Source organism: Nitrosospira sp. CT, from assembly GCF_059489795.1.
In genome coordinates, this window is sequence record NZ_JCAHZJ010000066.1 from 1 (window position 1) to 23,491 (window position 23,491).

The 23,491-nt window shown below is 52.6% G+C and carries 16 protein-coding genes, 1 other RNA gene and 1 riboswitch; of the genes, 9 read left to right on the forward strand and 8 right to left on the reverse strand.

Annotated features, from left to right (window positions below; all coding sequences use genetic code 11):
* From AC52W5_RS11495 to AC52W5_RS11505, 3 genes are all read right to left on the reverse strand, one after another.
* On the reverse strand, positions 1-2,036 hold a 2,036-nt coding region (locus AC52W5_RS11495; RefSeq protein WP_495671099.1), incomplete at its 3' end, for a putative bifunctional diguanylate cyclase/phosphodiesterase.
* 955 nt (positions 2,037-2,991) lie between these two features.
* Positions 2,992-4,845, reverse strand: a complete 1,854-nt coding sequence (locus tag AC52W5_RS11500; RefSeq protein ID WP_256210239.1) for an ABC transporter transmembrane domain-containing protein — start codon at positions 4,843-4,845, stop codon at positions 2,992-2,994.
* 307 nt (positions 4,846-5,152) lie between these two features.
* A complete protein-coding gene (locus tag AC52W5_RS11505; RefSeq protein ID WP_495671100.1) occupies positions 5,153-7,219 on the reverse strand; it encodes a TonB-dependent receptor in 2,067 nt (688 codons plus the stop codon).
* Positions 7,220-7,329: 110 nt separating this feature from the next.
* Positions 7,330-7,567, reverse strand: a riboswitch (cobalamin riboswitch).
* A gap of 151 nt (positions 7,568-7,718) precedes the next feature.
* On the opposite strand from AC52W5_RS11505, the gene AC52W5_RS11510 reads away from it, so the two are divergent.
* From AC52W5_RS11510 to ssrS, 3 genes are all read left to right on the forward strand, one after another.
* The gene (locus AC52W5_RS11510) at positions 7,719-7,919 is read left to right on the forward strand and encodes a hypothetical protein (protein WP_074972208.1); all 201 of its coding nucleotides are present in this window, start codon (positions 7,719-7,721) and stop codon (positions 7,917-7,919) included.
* The gene (locus tag AC52W5_RS11515; RefSeq protein WP_074972210.1) at positions 7,916-8,230 is read left to right on the forward strand and encodes a cell division protein ZapA; all 315 of its coding nucleotides are present in this window, start codon (positions 7,916-7,918) and stop codon (positions 8,228-8,230) included. Before AC52W5_RS11510 ends, AC52W5_RS11515 begins: the two co-directional genes overlap by 4 nt.
* A 78-nt stretch (positions 8,231-8,308) precedes the next feature.
* Positions 8,309-8,488, forward strand: a non-coding RNA gene (gene ssrS / locus AC52W5_RS11520) — 6S RNA.
* Positions 8,489-8,628: 140 nt separating this feature from the next.
* On the opposite strand, the gene AC52W5_RS11525 is transcribed toward ssrS, so the two are convergent.
* Positions 8,629-11,742 (reverse strand): galactose oxidase-like domain-containing protein, encoded by a 3,114-nt coding sequence (locus tag AC52W5_RS11525; protein ID WP_495671101.1) that lies wholly within the window; start codon positions 11,740-11,742, stop codon positions 8,629-8,631.
* A 340-nt stretch (positions 11,743-12,082) separates the two neighbouring features.
* Between AC52W5_RS11525 and AC52W5_RS11530 the strand changes: the two genes are divergently transcribed.
* Positions 12,083-13,564, forward strand: coding sequence for an amidohydrolase family protein (locus AC52W5_RS11530; protein WP_495671102.1), 1,482 nt, complete (start codon positions 12,083-12,085; stop codon positions 13,562-13,564).
* 169 nt (positions 13,565-13,733) lie between these two features.
* The gene (locus AC52W5_RS11535) at positions 13,734-14,033 is read left to right on the forward strand and encodes a hypothetical protein (protein WP_495671103.1); all 300 of its coding nucleotides are present in this window, start codon (positions 13,734-13,736) and stop codon (positions 14,031-14,033) included.
* Positions 14,034-14,822: 789 nt separating this feature from the next.
* Here the strand turns inward: AC52W5_RS11535 and AC52W5_RS11540 are convergent.
* Positions 14,823-15,326, reverse strand: coding sequence for a MaoC family dehydratase (locus tag AC52W5_RS11540; protein WP_495671104.1), 504 nt, complete (start codon positions 15,324-15,326; stop codon positions 14,823-14,825).
* Between the two features lie 2 nt (positions 15,327-15,328).
* Positions 15,329-15,931 (reverse strand): hypothetical protein, encoded by a 603-nt coding sequence (locus AC52W5_RS11545; RefSeq protein WP_074972221.1) that lies wholly within the window; start codon positions 15,929-15,931, stop codon positions 15,329-15,331.
* A gap of 488 nt (positions 15,932-16,419) precedes the next feature.
* Between AC52W5_RS11545 and AC52W5_RS11550 the strand changes: the two genes are divergently transcribed.
* Complete coding sequence (locus AC52W5_RS11550) at positions 16,420-16,620, forward strand: hypothetical protein (protein ID WP_495671105.1); 201 nt, start codon at positions 16,420-16,422, stop codon at positions 16,618-16,620.
* Positions 16,617-17,777 carry a cytochrome C gene (locus AC52W5_RS11555; protein ID WP_495671106.1) on the forward strand — a complete coding sequence of 387 codons (1,161 nt, stop codon included), beginning with the start codon at positions 16,617-16,619 and terminating at the stop codon, positions 17,775-17,777. Before AC52W5_RS11550 ends, AC52W5_RS11555 begins: the two co-directional genes overlap by 4 nt.
* Positions 17,778-18,054: 277 nt before the next feature.
* On the opposite strand, the gene AC52W5_RS11560 is transcribed toward AC52W5_RS11555, so the two are convergent.
* Entirely contained in the window at positions 18,055-19,350 is a 1,296-nt protein-coding gene (locus AC52W5_RS11560) for a CapA family protein (RefSeq protein WP_495671107.1), read from the reverse strand.
* A 394-nt stretch (positions 19,351-19,744) separates the two neighbouring features.
* On the opposite strand from AC52W5_RS11560, the gene AC52W5_RS11565 reads away from it, so the two are divergent.
* Positions 19,745-21,079 carry an alpha/beta hydrolase gene (locus AC52W5_RS11565; protein WP_495671108.1) on the forward strand — a complete coding sequence of 445 codons (1,335 nt, stop codon included), beginning with the start codon at positions 19,745-19,747 and terminating at the stop codon, positions 21,077-21,079.
* 48 nt (positions 21,080-21,127) lie between these two features.
* On the opposite strand, the gene AC52W5_RS11570 is transcribed toward AC52W5_RS11565, so the two are convergent.
* Positions 21,128-22,711 carry a peroxidase family protein gene (locus tag AC52W5_RS11570; RefSeq protein ID WP_495671109.1) on the reverse strand — a complete coding sequence of 528 codons (1,584 nt, stop codon included), beginning with the start codon at positions 22,709-22,711 and terminating at the stop codon, positions 21,128-21,130.
* 301 nt (positions 22,712-23,012) lie between these two features.
* Between AC52W5_RS11570 and AC52W5_RS11575 the strand changes: the two genes are divergently transcribed.
* Positions 23,013-23,468 carry an EVE domain-containing protein gene (locus tag AC52W5_RS11575; protein ID WP_074972670.1) on the forward strand — a complete coding sequence of 152 codons (456 nt, stop codon included), beginning with the start codon at positions 23,013-23,015 and terminating at the stop codon, positions 23,466-23,468.
* The last annotated feature ends 23 nt before the right edge of the window (positions 23,469-23,491 follow it).

A 23,491-nucleotide genomic window follows, 5' to 3' on the forward strand; every position in this document is an offset into this window, starting at 1 on the left:
TCAAAATCACTTGGCATCATTGGTTTGGCGTATAGATAGCCTTGGCTTTCCGCGCAATTGATGTCTTGAAGAAAGCGAGCTTGCGCTTCTGTCTCTACACCTTCCGCCATTACACGTAAGCCAAGGCTGAGTCCCATCGCCACAATGGCGCAAATAATAGCTTTGGCGTCGGTGTTCTCGGGGAGATCACGAACGAAGCATTGATCTATTTTTAGCCGGTCAATGGCAAACTGCCGTAAATATGACAAACTGGAATAGCCGGTACCGAAATCGTCAATAGCCAGCTTTATACCGTGAGATTCCAGGATACGCATTTTCTGTGCGACCGATTTCACTCCATGCATCACGACGCTTTCGGTTACTTCTAGTTCCAGGCACTCTGGCGAAAGGCCGGTGTCTGCAAGTGCACGCAGTACAACATCTGTGAAATCATTCTGACGGAATTGCACCGCTGAAACGTTTACCGCGATTGTTCCCTCAAATTGCTGCTGCTCATGCCACTGGCGTGCCTGCAGGCAGGCTTCCCTCAGGATGTGCTCACCGAGAGACAGAATTAAACCGCTGTCCTCGGCTACAGGAATAAAGCTCGCAGGCGAAACTAATCCCTGTTCAAGGCGTTCCCAGCGCATGAGTGCCTCCGCACCTACGACGCGTCCGGTAGCAAGCTCTATCTGTGGCTGGTATACCGGAAAAATTTCATCACGCGCAAGAGCACCGCGTAGATCATGTTCAAGGCTGAGCCGCTCTACGGAGGTAGAAGTCAAGTCTTCAGAATAGAACTGATAACGGTTCCTGCCCTGCCCTTTGGCCGAGTACATCGAGGCGTCAGCATTGCGCATCAAGCTGCTGGCGTCCTTACCACTATCCGGATAAATGCTGATCCCGATGCTTGCGGTCAGCAAGAGTTTATGCTGTTCTATTTGATAGGGCTGAGACAAGACTGCAGCAAGCTTCTCAGCGACTTGCGCTGCGTCGGTAGCTGTATGAATCTGACCTAGCAGGACAATAAACTCGTCACCTCCTAGCCGGCTGACTGTATCGGTTTGGCGAACCGTAGACTGCATGCGCCCTGCAACCGCCTTAAGCAGCTTGTCGCCGATCTCATGACCGAGCGAATCGTTGATCAGCTTGAAGCGATCGAGGTCCACGAATAGTAACGCCAACCGGAAGGAATATCGGCTAGCGTTCTCGATCGCGATCCTCATGCGGTCAGCAAGCAGCGCGCGGTTGGGCAATCCGGTCAGCGAGTCGTAATGGGCCAGATACTCGATACGTTCTTGTGATTCCTTGCGCTGAGTGATATCCCGCGCAATCTTCGATGCACCGATGATGTTGCCTGCGCTATCCTTCACCGGCGATATCGTGACGGAGACATCAATCGGTTTCTTGCCCTTTCTCCATCGCACGGTTTCAAAATGGTTTGTGCGTTTCCCGCTCTTGATGAGGCTCATGATTCTGTCCTCTTCCTCGAGGCCGTCGGGCGGAATCAGTGTCAATACGGAAGAGCCTATTATTTCACTGGAACGATACCCAAAAAGCTCTTCTGCCGCCCCATTCCAACTGGTAATAATGCCGTTTAGATCCTTTACAACGATTGCATCGTTCGAGGACTCGACGATTGCCGCTAACTGCGCTTTGTAGCTCTCCCCCTGTCTCCGTTCAGTAATGTCCCTGAAACTCCAAACGAGCACGGCAGTAGATCCTTCCAGAGTTTTGACTTTTGCACATCGCTCAAATACCCGCCCATCGCGAAATTCAAAGACATCAAAGCTTTCTGGCGCCAGCATCGCATAAATTTCCTCGATTGAACGCAGGAATCGCTCGGGATCTCTTAATTGACCTGCACAATATCCGAGGATTGCGTGATGGCTCGCATGAGTCAGGAGCTCACTTGGAATGGGCCACATATCCACGTAAAGCTGGTTGTAGCAAAGCACCTTGCCCTGCTTATCTGTCACCAGAAGACCGTCGACGGTTGCCTCTATCGCTGCTTTCAGCACGGGGAGTGAGTTATTCAATTCAGACTCTTTTTTCATGCCTTTTCGTTTCTCTTATCTATGTCTATCTGTCCTTTCCTCTTTCTGATCGGAACGATTGACCCGAAATCTAGCCCACGTCCAATAATGGTGCGTGCTTTGAACGTCACTTGATACGGCTTCAGCCGATATGACGTTAGTACTGTATGTTCGCTGACTCAAATAGTCGGAGTTTTTGATTGGAAAAACCGGTTGCGAAACTAGCGAAGGAGTATCTACACCCGGCTGGGGTAAGCGTAGAAACAGGCAGTTTCGCTACCCTTGATAAACACGAAAACCTCCGTAAGGAATCTCAGCATTAAAGGGTAACGGAGGTTGATAACAAAGCAGAAATCTGCTCCTTGCATTCCTCTGCAGAAAAATTCCAAGCCTTGAATGTAGTGGTTTAACTCGCTGTAGGTGTTACAGGCAAGAGCTTGCAGCACTGGAACCTGCGCTGTTCCAGTCAAGCAAAAAATAATGGTTGCTTATTCTCCATGTGCCGTAGATGGAACCCCGTTTACAGAACTCAGAAGGAGCGAGACATTTTTTGCTTGGTAAACGCACAATAACCTTAAAGTGTTCAAAGTTCTGTTCGTAACCTCACTTTCTCCAGCTTCCGATGCTGATCGGCATCAAGATGACAACGTCGCTCAGGCGGTCACCAGTTCTCACATGTCAGCGACCGCTCGTCTTCCTTTCCTGATACGTATTGACTAACCTCGGCAGATCTACCAATAGACGATAGCAGGAAAATGACATATATATATTCCGGGCGATCCAGATGCAAGGCGAGATCCAGTTCCTGGATCAACTGGTCAAAAGGGGGATACAATGAAATGTCGTGGGCCTGCCTTTAGCAGGCGACCTGATCTTGCTTATTTGCCTGAGTGTGTGGTCCGTTGATCAATAGCTATTTGGTCTTCTGAGCAACAACTGGCGATGGCGGGTAGAACGCCTGTGATCTGCTCGTCACTCATCGAGCTACTACTGCACCTCTTGAAATAAACAACCTGCGAACCAAGCGGGTATAAGCTCCATCTCTTGCCATCAATTCCCGATGTGAGCCCCTTTCCACAATGCGCTCTTTGTCCACCATGACCACCTGGTCTGCTTTCTCCAGCGTGGATAAACGATCCGCAATAACGAACGTGGTACGGCCTTGCATCGCGGTATCCAACGCTGCCTGCACAAGAGGGGCTGACTCCGGCTCCATCATTCCAAGCTTCTCGTTCAGGATCAATAGAGGCGCATTTTTCAGAAGCGCCCGCGCAACGGCGATGCGCAGCCGCTGGCTGACGGGAAGTTCCACGCCATCCTGCCCGACCACGGTCTGCAACCCATCCGGCAGCCTCCGGATGAACTCGGATGCGTGAGCGGCGCGAGCTGCCCACGTAATTCGTCCTTCGGTGGCACGCCCCATTGCACCATATGCAATATTCGCCGCGACAGTGTCATTGAACAGCGCCGTGTGCGGAGATACCAATGCAATGTTGGCTCGCAGGCTCGCCAGCGTGATGTTCCTGAGATCATGCCCATCCAGCAGAATTCTCCCGGATGTGGGATTGAGGAAACGCGGCACCATACACGTAAGTACATCCATGGTTTCCACGCAACCGACCACCGCCACTGTCTCACCCGGCTGAATGATCAAGGTGACGTCGCGCAAGCCGGGATGAAGTGCGCTCCCCTGTGCTGCCGCCGGATCGGAATCCGCCAGGGAATGAACCTTTAACGAGGTGCCAGGATTCCGCTCCGCACGCTCGCCGTAACCGACCTCCTCGAATTGCAGCTCTCCGCGCGCCCGCTGAATAACGATGGTTCCTGTCTCCGGCTCCACCTCCCCGTCAAGTAATGAAAACAGGCTTCCAGCGGCGAGCAGTCCGCGTTGGAGTATTTCTCCCACTTCAGCCATTCGCTTCGCGGGAGCAATCAGCAGCAGAATGGCCGCGATAAGAGAAGTAAAGCTTCCTGGCGTGATTTCACCGGCAACTGCCTCACTTGCGGCGAAATAGAGGGTGAGCACTACGGCAGCAGCACCAATGGTTTGTATCAAAGGAACATAAAGAGAGGCAACAGCAACTTGTTTCATGAAAAATCGGCGTGTCTCCTCCGCCTGCTCTCTCATGCGCCGGTTCTCATACTGCTCGCCGCCATAGAGCTTGACCACCGTGAAATTCACTGCAGAGCCTTTCAGAATCCGGGTGAGGCCCTCCATCGCTCGCCCGCTTTTTCGTCCCATCTCCCGCAGCTGTTCTCCAAGCAGTTGCGTGACCAGCAGAATCACGGATGACATCAACAAAACCAGCAAGGCAAGCGTCCAGTTAAGATAAAACATCCATGCAAGCAAACCAATGGCAGTGAACGTGTCTTTGATCATTACCGTCACCACGTTGACAAAAGCGCGTGCCACCTCCGGGGCATCGGATGTTATCCTGGAGACATGATCGACCGAAATGTGATTGCTGCCGGAGCAGGATTCGTAATACGAATGCGGCAATACAAGCAGCTTGTCGAATATCTCGCAGAGCAGATCCGCCACCAGTTTGCTGCCTGCCCAATAGAGTACGTAAGCCGCGAGGTGCCCGGCTACCGCGCGCACCGCAAACAAGCTGATGATTCCCAAGAGCACGAGTTGCAGCAACTCGGGATTCCTGTTCGCGATAACCTCGTCCATGGTCGGCTGCATCAATGCCGCCAGCATGGGAACGGTCGCCGCTGTCGCAATCATGCAAGCTGCTGCAAGGATGAGCGCGTCCCAGTACGGCGCGACGTATCTCATCAGGCGCAGGCATAATTGGCGGGTGCCGCTATTTTGTGTGTCTTGCATGAGACGTACAGGCCGAATCACGGAAGCAGATCGGCAGGTTCGGCAAAAGCCGTATTATGGCACTCGCCTTGGCGGCGGATAAAGTATGGAAAGCGACGAGAGTTCAGGAAATCTTTGTAAAATCCTCGCCTGACCCATTGCTGGCGAAATCAGAATGATCATGAAGCACGCGACAAACGTATAGGCCGATAATTTACATGGAGAGTGGCGCCATGAGGCGCAGAAAAGGCAGCCAAGTGGCGGCCAGGGCGCTAGCCGCGGGACCTGACGCTGCCGGGTCGGAGCTACTCAGGAGACTCAAGGGAGCTCAGTCGAATTGATACTTTACCGTGAGCCAGACGTTGCGTTCCCGGGCAGGCAGTGCGCTGAAGCTCGTGCCCGCCGAATTGCGAATGGCATAGGAAAAATACTTTTCATCAAACAGGTTGTTCACGGCCATGCTCAACAGCAGTTTCCTCATCTGATGAGTCACCTTGAGATCTACAGTGACATAATCCGGCATACGACGCGTGGCGGTGTTGGCTTGATCGTTATCGAAAACCTGTTCACCTACATAATTCATGACCACTGCCGCGCGGGTATTGGAGCCCAACCGGTATGTACCTCCAGCCGAAACCTTATGACGCGGCACTAGCGGGACGAGGTTGCCGGATACATCCATACCGCCAAAATCTCCCTTCCGAAAGCGTGCATCGATAAACGTATAGTTGCCGAATATATCGATTGCGTTCGTCACTGTCCACGAGCCTTCCAGCTCAAAACCCTGCCGCCGCGTGGGCGGCAGATTGACGTTGGCAAAGAACAGGAATGGGTCTATGTTTATGAAGCTGATTTCATTGTTGAGGTTGGTTCGGTAGAGCGAAGCGCGCGCCCGTAGAGACTTCTGCTTGTAATCCAGTCCGAGCTCCCCAGTATGGGCAGTTTGCGGTTCGAGAATCTTCACTATGGAATCGAACATTGGACCGCCAAACTGGTTGTAGTTTTCATCCACTGTAGCTATCCGGAAACTGCGGCCAAATCTGCCATAGACCGAAAAAGCTTTCCCCAGGGGCTGGCGAAGACCTGCATCATAGGCATAAACCGTACGGCTCTGCCGGCCGCTGGCGTAAGCAGCGGGATTGAAATGGTCATTCGCCCGGTTGTCTACCCATTGCAGCCGCCCCCCAAGGCTGATAACGGTACCTTTAGGTAAAGTGGAGGCTTGTTGAAAATAAATCGCACGGTTTAGCTGGGTCGCCACTACATCCGTTCGCGGGATATCTGCGGATGCCGAACCTGGCACTGTTTCCGGTCCGGTAAACCGTCTCGATCGATAATCCCACCATTCGAAATTCGCACCCAGTACTAGTTCATGCTCCATGCCGAAAGCCGTAAAGGGCAGCTTCATCCTCGGGTTGAACAGCCACTGGTCTGAGCGGGAATTGACGAATGTCTTGGCGTTGAAGCCATCCAGATTGTAATCGTCGAATAATGCGGTACGGTGGTTGTCCCGAAATGAAAGGTCCGCGGCAAGGTCACCGAATCCCGTCTCTTTCTCTCCTCTCAGCGTGACGTATGCACCTTGGCGAGTGCTGAAATCGCGCGGAGTCGAGGTGCCTTTCCGGTCGGTTTGCAACTGTGCTTCAGTGCGATTGGCAGGCAGTTCCAGTTTCTGATCATCCAATCCGAACTTCAGCAACGCCCTGCCGCTGTTGAACCGGTAACGCAGATCGCCCTGCAAATTCGATTGACGCAGCGCGTTATTCACGCGGTAGTTGTCTGTTCGCAACGCATTGGCCGTGAGCGCCAGCCCGATGTTGCTCCCTGCCGCGTTGAGTGTTCCGTTGAATTCCGTGCCGCTGTAGCTGCCGAAGGAAACTCCTCCCGTACCCGATATGCGACCGGGCTTGGCAGCGCGTGTTACGATATTGATGACACCCCCGGTAGCGCCTGCTCCATAAACTACGCTGCCGCTGCCGCGCAATACTTCGATGCGCTCGATGGTATCGAGAGGAATCGTCGACCAGCGGATACCGGTCAGTTCATTTTCGTTCATGCGTTGACCATCCAGCAAAACCAGAGTGTTCTCGTTGCCGGTGATGCCGAATCCGCGCATATCGATCTGCGGATCGGGACTGCCATCGACATTTCTGGTGTGTATGCCTGACAATTGTTGCAGCAACTCCGGTAAAGTCGAGGCGGCGCTATTTCTGATCTGTTCCGCATTGACGATGGAAACCCCGGTGGGCAGCTTGGCGATGGGCTCGCTGAAGCGGGTTGCTGTCACGACCACGTCCGGGAGCAATCGCTCCGCCGGATCGCCGGACACGGCAAGCGCCCCTGAAGGAATGGAAATGAAGACCAATGGCACGACATGCCTGCGAAACAAACCCATGATAATTTGCCTGGGAGATATGTATCCCGCCGTGAGAACAAGGAAACAGGAAAATATCGCGGGAGCTTCGAACGAAAGAAATATCGATCAGGATACCGCCCCACGCGATATGTCCATACGCATTCGAGGCCGGTATCCGGGCTCGCAGGATTTGACGCATCGCCTTCCCATGAACTGGAGAATTCACAGTGGCATTAGGAAACCCTGGAGGATTTCCCTGATACGTCCACGCCTGCTTACCGTTGCGGGGGCAGCCCAGGCATCCGGGAATCTTCATCGATCCCTGACCTGGTTCCCGTTTAACCTGACCGCGGGAAGCGGTCAGGCACCTCAAACGAGGCGGCATTCTACCAGAATCGTGGAATAGATCATGCGAAATGATTTAAAACCCTTGCTGTAAGCTGAGCTGTCTCATATATCCCACACCTTTCCTGAAGCCACATTCGAAAGACCGTGCTAGCAGTTGACTGACTGAGGATTTCCAAACTATAGTGCTTTGATGGAACCGGAACTGGATACTCTAGAAGAAAAAATCACCCAATTCGTACGCTTGTGCCAGCAACTGCGCACCGAGAATATTCAGTTGCGCCAGCAACTGGCAGTGACCACAAGCCATAACCGGATATTGGTGGAAAAAATAGGTGCAGCTACCTCACGGCTCGAGGTTCTTTTGGCGCGCATTCCTGAGAGCAAAGAATGAATACAGGCACGGGCAAGACCCTGGATGTCACTATCATGGGGCGGGAGTTCAGAGTGAGCTGCTCAGATGAAGAGCGCGAGGGGTTGCTGCAAGCGGTAGCCTATCTCAACAAGAAGATGCGTGAAATCAGGGACAGCGGCAAAGTACTCGGCTCTGAGCGCATCACCGTCATGGCAGCCCTGAATATCACCCATGAGTTGCTCAATGCGAGAAACAAGGAAGGCTTTGACACGGAAGAATTTAGGCGTAGAATCGATCACATGCAGGCAATGCTCGATGCTGCCATGCCGGAGCAGGACAAACTGTTTTAAACCGGAAATCAGCCTCTGAAGCAGCCGAACAGAGGGTCACATCTGCGGGTTGCGCTGAATACCGAGAGTGGCAAGGGTCGTTCCCTGCGGTGTTTGTCAAGGTCTATATTCTTTGAACCAACTTTTTGAGAAACGGTTGCGAACCAGAGCGATGCTGTTGTGCGCATCCCATGCGGAAGCGCCTGATGCATCCGGCAAGTGACCACCTTGAACCCTAAGGTTCAAGATAAAAGACCTGACGGCATTTGCGGGGACTTTATTCAGGAAAAGCAAAAAAAGCGGCAATGCCGCTTTTTTTGTTGGCCTCTCAACAATAGGGACCAAGTCTCTGATCCATCGGATCGTGCACTAATCGGACTTATTTCTTCTACCTCTGGCTAATCTTTTCATTATCTCGATCAGTAATTGAGCCCCTTTGTTCCCGGCACTGGGCGATCTTTGCTGGTCACGCGCATATCCAGACGCTGTTTTATTTCTGCGGGTTCGTGACTGGGTTTCTCGCCCCCCGTCAGTTGTACCCACCTGGCAACCGAGGGCACGCCCTGTTTGTTAACCAGAAACAGCATGTACCACCCAGGAGGCGCGATGTTCTGCTCGTTAAGAACGTTGACATGCAGGTGACAAAAATCGTGCGTTTTGAATTCAAGGTCTACTACACGCTGGCCTGTCTCCAACGAATGGGTGGTCGCCATTGGCCAGATCAGTTCGACCCATTGAATCTCCTCAGCCTGCGGTGTATGAATTTCAAAATTTCCGCCATAAGTGATCTGCTGCGGTACCGTCTCGATGAAAGGCCGAGGCCCGCGGAACAGATACGGCGGGTGGTAGATTTCCAGACGCAACTCATCGTCTCGCCTGTTCGGATTGGAACCCGCTGCGAGCACGCGGCCGTCGGGCAATAGAAGGGCAATGGAATGATACATCCGTGCGGCTTGCGCTGTAGCAGCCGCAGTCCAGGTATTAGTAGCGGGATTGTAGATCTCCGCCTCCAGAACCGCGGTGGCGGCAGCCTCAGACTGGCCGTTTCCACCCGAAATAAATACAGTCCGGTCCGGCAGCAAGACCGCGTTTATGTGAAAGCGCGCGTGTATCATGGGCGCGACCTCCTCAAAGGCAGGCGCCGGCGCCTTCAGGTCGATGATATGCGCGCTGTTTATTGCCGGGTCTCCTCCACCGACGATCAAGAATCGCTGGTCTTGCGCAGGCGCGAGGAGCGCGCTGCCGCAGTGATCTCTATGCTGACTGAACCCTTCCGGCAACGTGACGTTGGTCATGGTACTGGTAGATATATCCAGCAATCCTGGCAGCGGGGCGGCCGGATTGGGAAACATATTCCCACCGTCGTAAAATAATCGTCCGTCTGCCGTGAGGAACAGGTGAGGAAAAAGAGGCCACTCCTCCTGAGGAGGCATCTGAATCCATCCCCCCGTGCCCGAATAGATTTCGGCGCGCTTCGGTCCGCCGGAAACGTTAAATATCCTCCCGTCTCCGAGTGTTACCAATGTGGGGTACCAGCGCCCTTCCGCCATTGATGCGAGTCGAATCCATGACTCGGAGAGAGGATCGAACAGATAGCTGGTATCCAGTCCGATGAAAGGCTGGTCTTCGGTATCATATTCCTTGGTGCCACCGGCCACGAGCAGGCGGCCGTCGGCCAGAAACGCCTGGCCCGCGCAGAAAAAGTCGACCGGCGTGAAGGGGCAAACAAACTCTCCTTTTTCATAATCCCATACGGCACTGCGCAGGCCGGTTGTAAAAAGCTCATCATTGCCCGATCCTGCGAACAACAAGATTTTGCCTGTATGCAAGACGGCACCATGAACAGCAAGGAGCGGCGCGGGGCATGGAAGCAGTTCCCATAATCCTTTCGTAGCTGCTTCAAGCATCTCCGGCGATAGCACAGTCTTCATACCAACTCCGCCAGCCATACCATGCATACCCCCCATTCCAGCCATGCCGGCCATTCCAGCGCCGCCCATGCCCCTAACGGCACTGCCGATAACAGGCACCTCCTCGGCCGCCTCCCTCTCCCCGGCAGCCCCCGGCTGATCGGTCGCAGGCTCGGCATGAACATGCTCCGATGACGACGGCTTATTGTGGTCGCGCAGGCAGCGCAGCATGTCGACGTACGAGCAGTCATTCATGCCATCGTCAAACGGTAATTCCACGTCGCATACTTTGCTCACTTCGTCGGATATCCAGATGTGTTGACGGGCACGAACCAGGCCTGCCAAACCAGCCATCATGTGCTCCTCAATGTGGCAATGAAAAAGAAAATCGCCACGAATTCGCACGCGACATGCGTTTTCCGGCGGATCCCACTGGAACTGCTCGAGCGCGTGCGGAAGCCGGATGGCGGGAGGAACCTCGGTATCCGTAACAAAGGTTTCGAGAGAACTTAATCCGTGCACGTCGGATGCCCCGCCCTGTCCACCCGGAGTCGTCGGAAGCGCCCAGCGAGCGGAGTGAGGATGAAAGTTGTGCCAGACCCCCGAGACATCCAGATTGAATATATACCAGCGCACCCGTTCACCTGTTTCCCCCACAATTGTCGGCGTATTTCCGACAAACGCGCGGCCGTTGAGGCAGAAACTGGGAGTGGCGCCACCGGCAGAAAATACGGTGTGCTCATGATTGCCTTCATTGCGCCAGTCGACGGTCCCGCCCGGCCGGACCAGAACCAGCGGTGGAACGAACTTGTTATCCTGAATGCTTACGCTCGCGCTGGCAGGCCCATCGGGCACCACTTGAACCGTCCCGTTCATCGTAGGTCCATGAATTTCACAGTAATAATTAACAACTGCTTCGTTTGTAAAATCGAAGCTGAACGTTTCGTTACGAGTGAGCCGTCTGCTCTGGAAAGCAAAGCCCGAGCTACCGGCAAATTGGTGAACAAAGATCGGAACTTCATGATCCGGGCAGGCAACGGTTGGATTTCTGACGATCAAACCGCCGAATAACCCCAGGTTGACATTTCGCGCAACGTCATGCGCGTGGTCGTGAAATCCCCATGCACCGACCATATCTGGGGTTATGTCATACACATACGTCCATTTTTGACCTGGAAAAATTTCGTCGCTGCGCCGTCCATCCCGCATGGTCACGCCAAGCGGCCATGCTCCGTCGGACTCGATCCCAAAGCGCAGTCCATGAATGTGAAGGCTGTGACACTCTTTCGCATCTCCGTTTAAAACGTGTATGTATAGCCGTTCACCCGGTTTCGCATAGAGCACGCAGCCTGGAATTCTGCGGTCCCACGGAGGCTCATTGACGTCCGCCTCGATCAGCTTCGCCTTGTTGGGAACTGTGTAATGCGAATCAAGGTACTCGCGATAAACCATGCCATCGGCCGTGGTCGCCAGAATTTCCCGTGCGGGTATGCGACCAGAGTCGTGGTCCGGATTGAACATGCAATCGCGCCCATAATGGCGGGCGCACGCCACCGGCGCGAGTGGACTATAGCTCGGCAAGGGCTCGATTTTGAGAAAGATATCGCGGCGGCGAAAGTTCATATTACCCTCCAGCAATGCAGAATTGTTTACTTGAATGGATAGGCAAGTCCTCGTTGAATAGTGTCCACCACCCGGAATTCACAGAAAGATAGATTGGCGGCTAACAGCTTGGGTAGACCCGATCAGATCCGGCTCTCAGGTAAATGGGAAATCACCTTGCAGAAGACGGGGGGCAACATCGCCCGATTAAGGCAAGTGTAGATCACAGTCTCCGAAAAGCAAGGTGAGATACTTTTGCCAAATCCGATCTGACGTACTACCCTGAAGTTGAATCAGGCTGAATCATCTTGCGAAATTCCGGGTACTCCTTGCGTACTTCCCTTTTGAAGGAATTGTCCATATGAACCTGCCTAAACCCGCCATCGATCCCGATGGCAATCGTCTGCCAATCAAGCTCGACACGACATCCAACGGGGAATTTATGCCGGTCCCGTTATCGCCTGCAAATCTTGCTGCGAATCGTCTTGCCCACGAAACGGCTGACACAAACGCGAAACGCCTGGGAGTTTCACGGCGGCATTTTCTCATTTCCGCTTGTGGCGCCGCTTCCACCCTTCTTGCATTCAATGCCGTGAATGCTGCCGCAGGCAGGACAGGCGGATTTTTCGATCTGGCAAAGGAAGCTGCGCTCGAACCTGCGCTCGCCCAGGCAGGGATCGGTGATAAAGGCGAATTCATTTTTGACGTGCAAGGCCACTTCGTGAACCCGAAAGGCGCGTGGCTGCAAAAGCTTGTCCCCGGTGCAAAACCTTTGAGCCAAATGCCCAAGACCGGGTGCGCACTTGGATTGGAGCCAGGTTCACATAGCTATTTACAGTGCCTCGGACCGGATGAATTCATCAAGGACGTGTTCCTTGATTCGGATACGGACATGATGGTGCTCTCTTTCGTCCCATCGCGGCCCGATGCGGAGCCGCTTACCATCCAGGAGGCGGACGCAGTGCGCAGGATCGTCGACAGGATGGAAGGAACACACCGCCTGCTGCTGCATGGACGCGTCAATCCCAATCAGCAAGGTGACCTGGAGCGGATGGATGAGTTGAAGGATCGCTGGGGCGTATCCGCCTGGAAGACTTACACGCAGTTCGGGCCCGAAGGAAAAGGCTACTTTCTGTCGGATGAAACCGGAACGCACTTTATCGAAAAGGCGCGCAATCTCGGCGTGAAAGTAATCTGCGTGCACAAGGGCCTGCCCTTCGGCAAGCAATCCTACGAGCACAGTAAATGTACCGACATCGGTGTGGCGGCCAAAAGATTCCCTGACGTTGCATTTCTGGTCTATCACTCGGGTTTTGTAACGAGCTTCCCCGAAGGTCCCTTCCAGGGCCGAGGCGCAGATGACGGCGTCGATACCTTGATCCGCTCACTCATCGACAATGAGGTTCCTCCCAACAGCAATGTTTACGCGGAACTTGGCAGTACCTGGCGATACCTGATGCGCGACCCTGAAGCCGCAGCGCATGTGCTGGGGAAGCTACTGAAGTACTGCGGAGAGGACAACGTCCTGTGGGGAACGGATTCTATCTGGTATGGCTCGCCGCAAGACCAGATCCAGGCGTTTCGCGCCTTTCAGATCGCCCCTGAATTACGCGCAAAATACGATTATCCAGAAATTACTCCCCAGCTGCGGGCGAAGATTTTTGGTCTCAATGCTGCCAGGGTTTATTCGATCAGCCCGGAGGAAGTAAAAAAATATACCAGGCGCGACCGCATTGCGCACGAACGGCTTGCTTACCTCGAACACCCCCAACCGCATTTCCTCACCTACGGACCAAAGACGCGGCGCGAGTTCCTCAATCTATCTGGAACCGGCCAGCCTTGATCGCCAGAGATCCTTTGAATAAATCCCACTGGATTATTCCTTAATGCATTAATCATGAAGAGGGCGGAGAGACTTACCCGGCAAACTCAAGTCGGTCACTTCATCGCAAATTCATAATCCATAGTAGAAATGCATCTGAATGAGAAGTGAATTAAATAAGGGAGCCGCCATGAACCATCTTTTTTCCTCTGGAAGTAAAAAGCTTCAAACAATTGTTTTTATCCACACCCTGCTTCTGGGCTCCATAAGTATGGCATATGCTCAGTCGCAAAATATTAACGGTGAAAATACGCGAAAACCGGTAGTAACCGAAGAAAAGCTTTCGAATAAGAGTGATGCAACCAACGAAACAAAAAAAAAGGAAAAGAAGAAATCAAAGCAAGAGCTGATGAAGACCGAGAATTATAAAGGTGGCCAGCCGCCTGAAGGCGGTCGGGTAGGTCAAGGCGGTTTTGTTGATCCCGATTGAATCTAGTCTGATATAGTGCAGGTCCCTCTTCTCTGGAAGCCTGCACTTCAGGGAGTTACTGTATTCCTGCTTAGCTGCTACTTGAAATTATCCAGGAACAGCGCAGCCTCGGTATCGTACCGAGCCTCCATGTAATCATGGCTTGACGGTCCCCGTCTGGGGAAATCAAAGGCCAAGACAGATTAGACTCTAACCCATCGATAAGGTGGGGGAATTGCTATCAACAGAGGGAGAAGAAGGATTAATGAGGGCTAGGCCTACGCTGGGCCCGGTACTGTTTTCCCAGTACACTACCGATTCAGGGAAACCTACGAGCTCTTCTTCGGACACATAGGGGGCTAAAGAACCATAAGTTTCTTTCGGATCGCAGGCTAGATTAGAAATAATGTTATTCATGCGCTCGATATAGCCCTCTTTGGTCCTTATATACACAGCGTATTTAAACACTATTCACTCCTGTGCGGATTTGGTTCGCACATCGTACTGCAGGTTTATTACGATATTTTTAAGGGCTTGGGAACTAGCTCATGGGAGATAGCCGCTGTCGCCGCGAATGACGGGTGAGAACATGCTGGGGGCTTCAACAGGCAGCAATAAAAGGCCTTGGTATCGTATCGCTTCCCGGCTATATCTGCCGTGATGCGGTGCAAGCCGTTTAACGACTCCCGGAAAACAGTTCAATTTATCAAAACTGTCTACCGAAGTCGTTAAATTCATACTTAATCTCTAATGTAATCAAATCAAGTATGACAATTGAGCCGGACATAACGGAACGGGTCACGGCTAATTTTATGCGGATTTACTTTTGCGGCGAAAAACAAGAAGATTGGCTGTCAAGGTTTGTACGACGTCACCATTCTGGTTTTTGGTTTCAGTGCGAACCGTGACAATACCGCGATCATCATGCGACCGTGAAGGTTTGACGGCGCTGACTTCACCTTCGATGTGAATGACATCATTGGCGCGCACCGGATTGGGCCATGCCGCTTCGCCGCCAAGTCCGATCGTGCCATCCCCTATAGGGAAGGCTTCAAGCAGCAACCGCATCGTCATGGCTGCCGTGTGCCAGCCGCTGGCGATCAGGCCGCCAAACAAAGTTTGACTTGCCAGGCCGGGGTCAATATGGAAGGGTTGGGGATCGAATTGCCTGGCAAAAGCAATAATTTCTTGTTCCTGCACGACCCGTGGATCTCCAGCGAAGCGCAGCCCTACTTTCATATCGTCCAGATAGCGGGCAGGTGGTGCATCCCGAGGAAGGGGCATTACTGTCACCTCATTTTCTAGCTTATTCAATACTATTCTCCACTTAGCAACAATTTAGGGACGACCTCGACGATGCTGGCAGCCGTGAATATTTCCTCGCGGCTCATGCTTGCCACAGTGTGACGCCAGCTTTCCATCCAACGGGATCGCGTAAAGTCGACGGACAAATGGCCGTTATCGATCAGCCAGACCAGTCTTCGGATGACATCCTGAACCCGGAGCGTCCCACCGGGAATATCAAAATAATACAGGACGAGCTTCCCGCGAATAGCGCAGAAGTCGATTTCCTTGAATGTGCGAAGCGCAAGGATCGTATAGTCGATTAGCGATTGCCAATAGATGTCGTCGTATTTTTTCCAGGATGGAATCCGAAAGCGGTTATAGGCTGAATTGCATTTTCCTCTCTGCGGCAGATCGCGCTCGAGCAAGACCTGGACGGGCAGGAGTTGATCTTCCGAGACTTGCGACAGAATGACATATAAGCGTTCCCGCTGCTGAATCCTCACAATTTTTTCGATTTGCTCAAGCAGGTGGCCTTGCCCCGGTTCATGACTCACCGTTTCCAGAATATCCTGGAAGGTCAAATAAGACCGGGAAGAGTCTGTCTGCGCCGTTGAATCAGAATGTGTGTTCATGTGCACCTCCACAATGGTTGGTGAGCGGCCAGATGGATTGATATCTCTTATTGGAAATTTTAGTATCGTGTATTGCATTAAGCAGGGAATTTTGCCACCCTGCTTGCTGCGATTACACCAAAATTGCACTTGAAGCCGCCTAATCCGCAGTGCTCTACGTCAGCCAATTTTGACCAGTTTCTTCTCCCTGCCTGCATGCGCGCTCAGCTTGAATACAGCGTTTCGATTCCCAGCCCAATACCTGCACCCCCTCTCCAAAGCTTCCCGCTCACTTTTTCCACTCAATAGACCGACACGCGCCAGCATCGCCAGTCATTGGGCGTCGCCGACGTCGGTCTTGCGCGTTTTTGACGTGCCGCGCATTACACTGGTGGATGCGGTTAAGCTTATAATTTCAGTGCATTCAATTAGACATTTTCTCAACATTTACTATGCTTTAGTTCTATAGTCACTCGAATATTTAGTGCTGGAGCCGCCTGAGGCGAGAAATGATCATCTCCAGAAGCGTTATTTCTCCCGTTCTTATCCTGGTGGGGATACTCATTACGCTATCAAGCGCCGAAGTCAAAGCGGTGCCCAGCTTTGCGCGCCAGACCGGCATGCCGTGCAGCACGTGCCATGTGCAGGCTTTTGGACCGCTCCTTACATCTATCGGACGCAATTTCAAGCTATCCGGTTACACGATGTGAACCCCGATAGAACCAAATTCGTCCCGATCGCGGGCATGATACGGGGCTCGTTTACACATACCAACAACGGCCAGCCTGGCGGCGCGGCTGATCGCTTCGGCCCCAACAATAACGCAACTATCGACGAAGCCTCGATTTTTTATGCTGGCCGTATTACGTCCAAGATCGGCGCTTTCGCGCAGGGGACCTATGATGGCGTAAGCAATACGGGAGCGCTCGATAACACCGATATCCGTTTTGCGAATTCCGCCGACCTGGCCGGTAATCGCCTCGTTTATGGCGTTTCTGTGAATAATAACCCTACTGTTCAGGATCTCTGGAACACCGTCCCTGCCTGGGGTTTCCCTTGGGCATCATCCCCACTTGCCCCCACGCCTGCTGCGGGACTATTCATTGAATCTCTTGGCAGCCAAGTCGTCGGTGCAACGGTCTATACGATGTGGAATGATATGTTATACGTTGAGGGAGGAGGCTACACCAGCCTTCCGCGGAACGTTCAGCAAGGGATTGGAACGTTTGACGCGGGACAAAACCGGATCGATGGCGGTGCGCCTTACTGGCGGGTGGCGCTACAAAACAACTGGCAAGGCCATTACGGTGCCATCGGCTCCTTCGGCATGAGAGCGAATGCTAATCCACAGCGGATTCAAGGTGCGGGTACCGATCAGTACACCGATTTCGGGTTTGACGCCACCTACCAATATCTCGCGAATCCCAGGCATATCCTTGAACTCAACGCCACTTACATCCGGGAGCACCGCGACCTGAATGCCAGCGTGGGATTGGGATTTGCAGAAAAAAGACATGGCAGCCTGGACGGGGTTCGCGTCAGAAGCGGATATACCTTCCTCCAGACTTATTCGCTCAATTTGGCTTATGCCCAGACCTCGGGGACACGGGATAATGTCATATACTCTCCCGATCCTGTTAACGGCAGTTTATCAGGCAAGCCAAATAGTCAGGCATTTACGGTTGAGGTGAGCTATATCCCATTCGGCAAGAGTACTTCCGTCCTGTCCACATTTGCGAACCTCAAACTTACGGCGCAGTGCATTCATTACTTCCAGTTCAATGGAGGTTTTCGCAATTATGATGGCTTCTCCCGCAATGCGCCCGGTAACGATACGGTATATCTGAACGGCTGGATGGCGTTCTAAGAGAATTCCTGGATAAATCCTCCCGTGAACGGCAAGGGCTCGCATTTAACATCATCCCTACCGCAATAGGATGACTGAACCGCCTGCCTGATGGGAGGATGGTGTCAATCTGATCAGATGGAAAATCAAACTGAGTGGCGTCACCGGTGAAAATTGCGCGACCTCTTCCCGCTGCCTTCCACCCCATAGTTTCTTTCATTATCAGGGGTGGCGCGAATCGCAATGACGGTTAATCCCACAGCAGCGAGCTGCTTTCATAGATCATCTTTGACTTGCACTATCCTTGGAGCGTCCATCGGAGCATCAAGGTATTATCCGCCGCTAGTTCCGCCGACGTCCCCAGCTTCTTCCCCTCCCTGTTCAGGACATTCTTCAGCCAGGAAGCATCGACATCAGATGTCCGGTTCAATCTGAAATGCTTGACCTGCATGGGCACCATGGACAGACTGACCAGCTTGCCGGTTTGCGGTTCCGCGCTCACGAAATACATCAATGTCAGCTCACCCCGATAAGCCTCGTGCCCCGAGATGCCCTCATAATCGTTCAGGAAGTCGCCGCATCCATAAAGAATGAGTTTTCCCTTGTAAACCTCGATTCCCTTCACATGATGCGATGAATGGCCGTGGATGACATCAACACCCGCTTCATCGATCAGGCCATGTGCAAAATCCTGTTGCTCGGCCGGAATTGCATAACCCCAGTTATTGCCCCAATGAATCGAAGCAACCACAATGTCGCCGGGCAGGGGGACCTGTTTTATTCTGTCGCGAATTTCCCGAACCGTTTTTGCTGAAAAATTAGGCAACAAATTCACACCTGGTCGATCTGCCCGAGCTGCCCAATCCCAGGGTATGCCGCTTGTTTCCGATCCAAATGAAAAAACCAGGACCCTCCCCTTTCCAGAAACGGCGAACTCGGCAGGTTTCTGTGCCTCTTGAACACTCAGGCCGGTCCCAGCTATTTTTATATCGGCTCGTTTGAGCGTTTTCAACGTCTCGGCAAGACCTTCATACCCCCAGTCCAGGACATGGTTATTCGCCAGAACACAGCAATCGATTTGCGCAGCAGTGATACAGGGAATATTGTCGGGGTTCATGCGGTAGTTGACTACCTTGTCCTGTACGTCGTCACTGCGGGTAACCGCAGTTTCGAGGTTAATGATGCGAACATCGGGTTTTCTGCGTGCCAGTTCGGCAAGCGCATCCCCCCAGATATAGGAAAAGGAGACGGGTTGCGGAATCGGCCCGTTTGCCTCTTCGGCAAGCTCAACATAGCCTGTTGCACTTTTCATGTACCCCTCAAAAAGGATGGGATTGCCCGGATGAGGCAAGACCTGATCTATACCTCTGCCCGTCATGACATCGCCACAGAGAAATAACCTGATTGGAGTATTGCCGCCCGGCGATCGAGGTCCAGGAGCGGTCTGATCAGCATTCTTTACAGAAATCTGGAGGCCATTCGTCACGGCTTGGGCGTAAAGCGGACCTACCGCCATGGCGAGCCCCGCCGAAAGTGTAGAGACGATGAATTCACGTCGTTCCAGTTGATGTCTGGCGTTTTCAGTAGGCTTCATGACAGCAATCCACTTGGACTGTAAGCTCTATCACGGGGTAGTCGGAATACGTTTGTTAATGCCATTTTCCGCTCTCATTGCCATTAGAAGTTCAACAAACTGCAATGTCATGAGCTTGATCACTTACTCCAGTTTACTCAGTGTCCCTGATGGGTGCTGAGAAGCGAGCTTGTTCACACGGACACCTGATCTGCAGGAACAAATCCGAAAATACACTTTGCCAAATCAACATAGACATATACTACTAACACTACTAACCTTCATTATGAATGCGCCTCCCGTCTTTACGGTGGAATATTGGGATTTCCACCCGATACGAAACGCGTTTCAGGAACATATGACCGTTCCCCTGATATAGTGTTGACCAGAACATCTCTTCGGAGTAATAAATACCATGAAATTCCACACCGTCGGATTGCATGTCACTGTTCTCATTCTCCTGATGGTACTTGGCGGGTGTGCGCCGTTTGTACAGTATCGGACGGAGTATGATTTATGCGTTAACCCGACCCCGGAATTGTCTCAGGACTGCGAAAATCACGCGATCCTGGAATTTCCCACAGCAGATGGAGCCCGATATCTCTTAAATTTTATTGAGTTCGATGACCAGGGCCAGCTTTGGGATCGAAAGCAAATGTGGTCCGTTATCGATAAGCTTTCGGCTGAAGCCGCCAGCAAGGATTTGTTGATAACAGTATTCGTTCATGGCTGGAAGCATAATGCGGAGCATGCCGACAAGAATATCCAGACTTTTCGTAACGTTCTTGCCGGGTTGAGTGAGAACGAACTTCTTATCAGCCAGAAAACGGGGCGACCCGCACGACAGGTAGCCGGTATTTATTTAGCCTGGCGCGGTGAGTCCATTACCACGCCCGTGGTTGAGGATCTGACCTTCTGGGATCGGAAAAATACTGCACAGAAAGTGAGCCGGGGGGGCGTTACCGAGGTATTGAGCCGCCTCGAACTACTCAAGCGCGTTAAGGAAAATATCTCGGAGGGTAACAGCAACACTCGCCTGGTGATTGTCGGGCACAGCTTCGGCGGCGCTATCGTACATGCCTCATTGGTTCAAATACTCGAAAACCGGTTCGTTCGCACAATGGGGCCGGTGGGCGTGCAGAGCGACGTGGAAGGGTTTGGGAATCTGGTTGTGCTCATAAACCCCGCCTTCGAAGCCTTACAATTTGCATCGCTCAGTGATATGTCCACAGAGCGTGGCACTTACTTCAAGTCCCAATTGCCTGTCATGGCAATACTGACATCCGAGGCCGATAAGGCCCTTGGTAATTCGTTTCCCATTGGCCGCCATCTGTCTACCTTTTTTGAGAAGGATCGCGATATCAGGCGAACGAATGCCGTAACCCGGCAGGAAGAAATCATCGACGAGGGCGAGGCAAATGTAACCGCGGTTGGCCTCTTCCAACCGTATGAGACTCACAGGCTCTATCCGTCCCACGATCTGCCAAAGGGGGCTGCGGGCCAATCGAGCAGTAGTGAGAGTGTCAGTTCCGGTCTGGCAGCAAAGTCTGCATGGGAAGACGACAAACCTGGCAGCAAGATCCCTATTGCGAACCTTACACTGGAAAGGAGCAACATATCGGCTCCACGCAATCCCTACCTCGTTATTGGAGTCGATAAAAACCTGATTACGGATCATACCCACATCGATGACGGCCGCATTATCGAATTTATCAAGCAGCTTATTCTCATCTCGACCACCAGTCCCTGAATAAAGCGGCATGGTGCATAAGCTTCGCGTTTGAGAGGGAACCTGTTTTCAGGAAGAAGGCGTCCAGCCAGGCAAGGTCAAGCCGACGTATAAATCCCCGCGCTGATCGGAAGGCCTGTTCCTGTCCAGAACATCCCGAAATGTTCCCGTGCTCTGGATTGCGGCCCAACCCGGAGCGGAAAAGGTTTCTTCGTTATAAACGTACTGTGACAGCAAGGGATTGGTCAAAGCCTGGGAGAAAGCGTCCACCGCCACCATTCGGAGCATGAGTGATGGCAGGGGTGAATCTTCCACCAGATCCTCGGCAAACAAGCCGACGTAAAAATCGATATCCTCTACGCACCGGTACGTCTTTCTCAGAAAATCGACAACTCTTGGATCCGTGGAGATATCCGCGAAATCCTGGGGACGCTCCAGGGAAACATAATGACGATAATCGGTGTAGGGGGCCAGTTCTGCCAGACGACCCTGCTTTATTGCCCGGGTTTCGATTTCCCATAAGAACTCAGCTGTGTTGAAAGGGCCGAGACGACCGGCACGCTGGCTGCTCATGTCGGCAAAGGCGCATCGCAACCCTCCATCCACCAGCAGCTTGTTATTCATGGAAGTTTCTCCCAGGAGATACGAGTGTCCGTTCCAGGTGATGGCATCTGGAATGAGTGAATGCCAGCGATACAGCAAACTGAATTCGGTCGTGATCCAGTTCGGTTTGTTCCAGGGGGCATCCCAGGCCACTGAAGGGTCAGCCCGGTATGGCACCAAGGGAGAGATATGGCTGATGTACTCCTCCACGATAATCTTGATGAAGATCACGATGACGTTATTCCTGGCAGTCTGAAAAACACGTTCATCATCCCACTGGGGATGTGCGCGTTCTATTTCGCCTGCAAGCCGGTTATGTTCCCGCAGAAACAAGGTATTCAACATCGCCACCTGAGGAACGGCATTTGTTCGATCCCCTCCAAAGGCAAAAATATGCGCGCGCAACTCTTCCCGGCGTTCGGGTACCCTATCCAATGCTTCCTCCAATCCGAGGGGCTCATCGAGAATGGCAAATTCCTGCTTCAGTATTCCGTTATCGAAAAGGAAAGGCGAAAACTCCTCTCCGCCGATAAACTGGGACTTCAATCGGCCCCGTTCGCCTTTCGCTTCGCTTTTGACACGTAGGGCGGCCGTCTGCTCTGCCAGCCTTCCGTATAGCGGACACATGTCGATCTGGTGATTGGATGTATTTTGCAGTCGAACTGTCTCGGATTCTCCTGCCTTAGGCATGCGCGTACGGATAAAACCGTCAGTCAGATATTGGGCAATCGCGGGAAAGAGCAGGGTCGATTTGTCGGACAATCGCTGCTCTCCGCCTTGTTGCCTGAAAAGCCCAAGCAGTTCGCTGGGAGACGGAAGCTGTGCCGGCTGCTTCTTCGCCGGCAAATGGCGTGCGCTCCAGTGCTGATCTGTAAGCGCGGGCCAGGAGGTATAGGGGTGAACGGTGCTCCAGGGATGTGGGCGGTGGCGGCAAACATTTACCACCCGATTGATTGCGAATTCGTTTAATTTCCTGGCCAGCCACGGCCAGCTTTCACCTATTCGCCACAGGAGTTTCAGAAGACAATTCATTAACTTATTGTTTATCATTGCTCCTCCGTCTTGCTGTAATATTAATTGTTTATGTAAGAGTCTCCCACCCAGGAAATTTTGCCCAGGGGAATGCTGCTGAAAAGCCCGTTCAACTTCACAAGTACTGAATTCCGACCTATTGATCCGACCAGAAAACACTATGAATTTCGTCATTTCGGGCCTGACTCGAATTCAGCAAACCGGAATCCAGCTCAAACCAATAATGGCGTGCTTCGAACGTCACTGGATACCGGCTTCCGGCGGTATGACCTTTGTACTGTTTGCTCGCTGACTTCAATAAGTATAGTTAATGATGGAAATGCGTTACTGGCTGATGAAATCGGAACCTTCCGACGTAAGTATTGACGACCTCGCCTCGATGCCCGATCAGACGGTGGCGTGGTATGGGGTACGCAATTATCAGGCACGAAATTTCATGCGTGACCAGATGCGCGTTGGCGACGGGGTTTTTTTCTACCACTCGACCTGTGAGGAGCCGGGAATCGCCGGGATTGCGGAGGTGAGCAAGCTGGCCTACCCGGACGCCACCCAGTTCGACCGGGAGAACAAATATTTCGATCCGAAAGCCACGCCGGAAAATCCGCGCTGGTTCAATGTGGATGTGCGCCTGGTCAGGAAAACCCGCCTGGTCGGCATCAAGGAGTTACGCAGTTACTCCGAGCTTGGGAACATGCGTATCCTGCAAAAAGGCAACCGGCTGTCTATTACGCCGATCGATCCGGCAGAGTGGGACTTCATCATGGGAATTCTGTAATGACAGACTCCCGGAAGATTTCC

What these genes read in the sequence shown, in the direction of transcription:
- AC52W5_RS11530 (WP_495671102.1), top strand. Translation starts at nt 12,083, where the DNA reads ATGAACCTGCCTAAACCCGCCATCGATCCCGATGGCAATCGTCTGCCA.
- AC52W5_RS11515 (WP_074972210.1), top strand. Translation starts at nt 7,916, where the DNA reads ATGAATACAGGCACGGGCAAGACCCTGGATGTCACTATCATGGGGCGG.
- AC52W5_RS11545 (WP_074972221.1), bottom strand. Translation starts at nt 15,931, where the DNA reads ATGAACACACATTCTGATTCAACGGCGCAGACAGACTCTTCCCGGTCT.
- AC52W5_RS11535 (WP_495671103.1), top strand. Translation starts at nt 13,734, where the DNA reads ATGAACCATCTTTTTTCCTCTGGAAGTAAAAAGCTTCAAACAATTGTT.
- AC52W5_RS11570 (WP_495671109.1), bottom strand. Translation starts at nt 22,711, where the DNA reads ATGATAAACAATAAGTTAATGAATTGTCTTCTGAAACTCCTGTGGCGA.
- AC52W5_RS11525 (WP_495671101.1), bottom strand. Translation starts at nt 11,742, where the DNA reads ATGAACTTTCGCCGCCGCGATATCTTTCTCAAAATCGAGCCCTTGCCG.
- AC52W5_RS11505 (WP_495671100.1), bottom strand. Translation starts at nt 7,219, where the DNA reads ATGGGTTTGTTTCGCAGGCATGTCGTGCCATTGGTCTTCATTTCCATT.
- AC52W5_RS11560 (WP_495671107.1), bottom strand. Translation starts at nt 19,350, where the DNA reads ATGAAGCCTACTGAAAACGCCAGACATCAACTGGAACGACGTGAATTC.
- AC52W5_RS11500 (WP_256210239.1), bottom strand. Translation starts at nt 4,845, where the DNA reads ATGCAAGACACACAAAATAGCGGCACCCGCCAATTATGCCTGCGCCTG.
- AC52W5_RS11550 (WP_495671105.1), top strand. Translation starts at nt 16,420, where the DNA reads ATGATCATCTCCAGAAGCGTTATTTCTCCCGTTCTTATCCTGGTGGGG.
- AC52W5_RS11575 (WP_074972670.1), top strand. Translation starts at nt 23,013, where the DNA reads ATGCGTTACTGGCTGATGAAATCGGAACCTTCCGACGTAAGTATTGAC.
- AC52W5_RS11565 (WP_495671108.1), top strand. Translation starts at nt 19,745, where the DNA reads ATGAAATTCCACACCGTCGGATTGCATGTCACTGTTCTCATTCTCCTG.
- AC52W5_RS11510 (WP_074972208.1), top strand. Translation starts at nt 7,719, where the DNA reads ATGGAACCGGAACTGGATACTCTAGAAGAAAAAATCACCCAATTCGTA.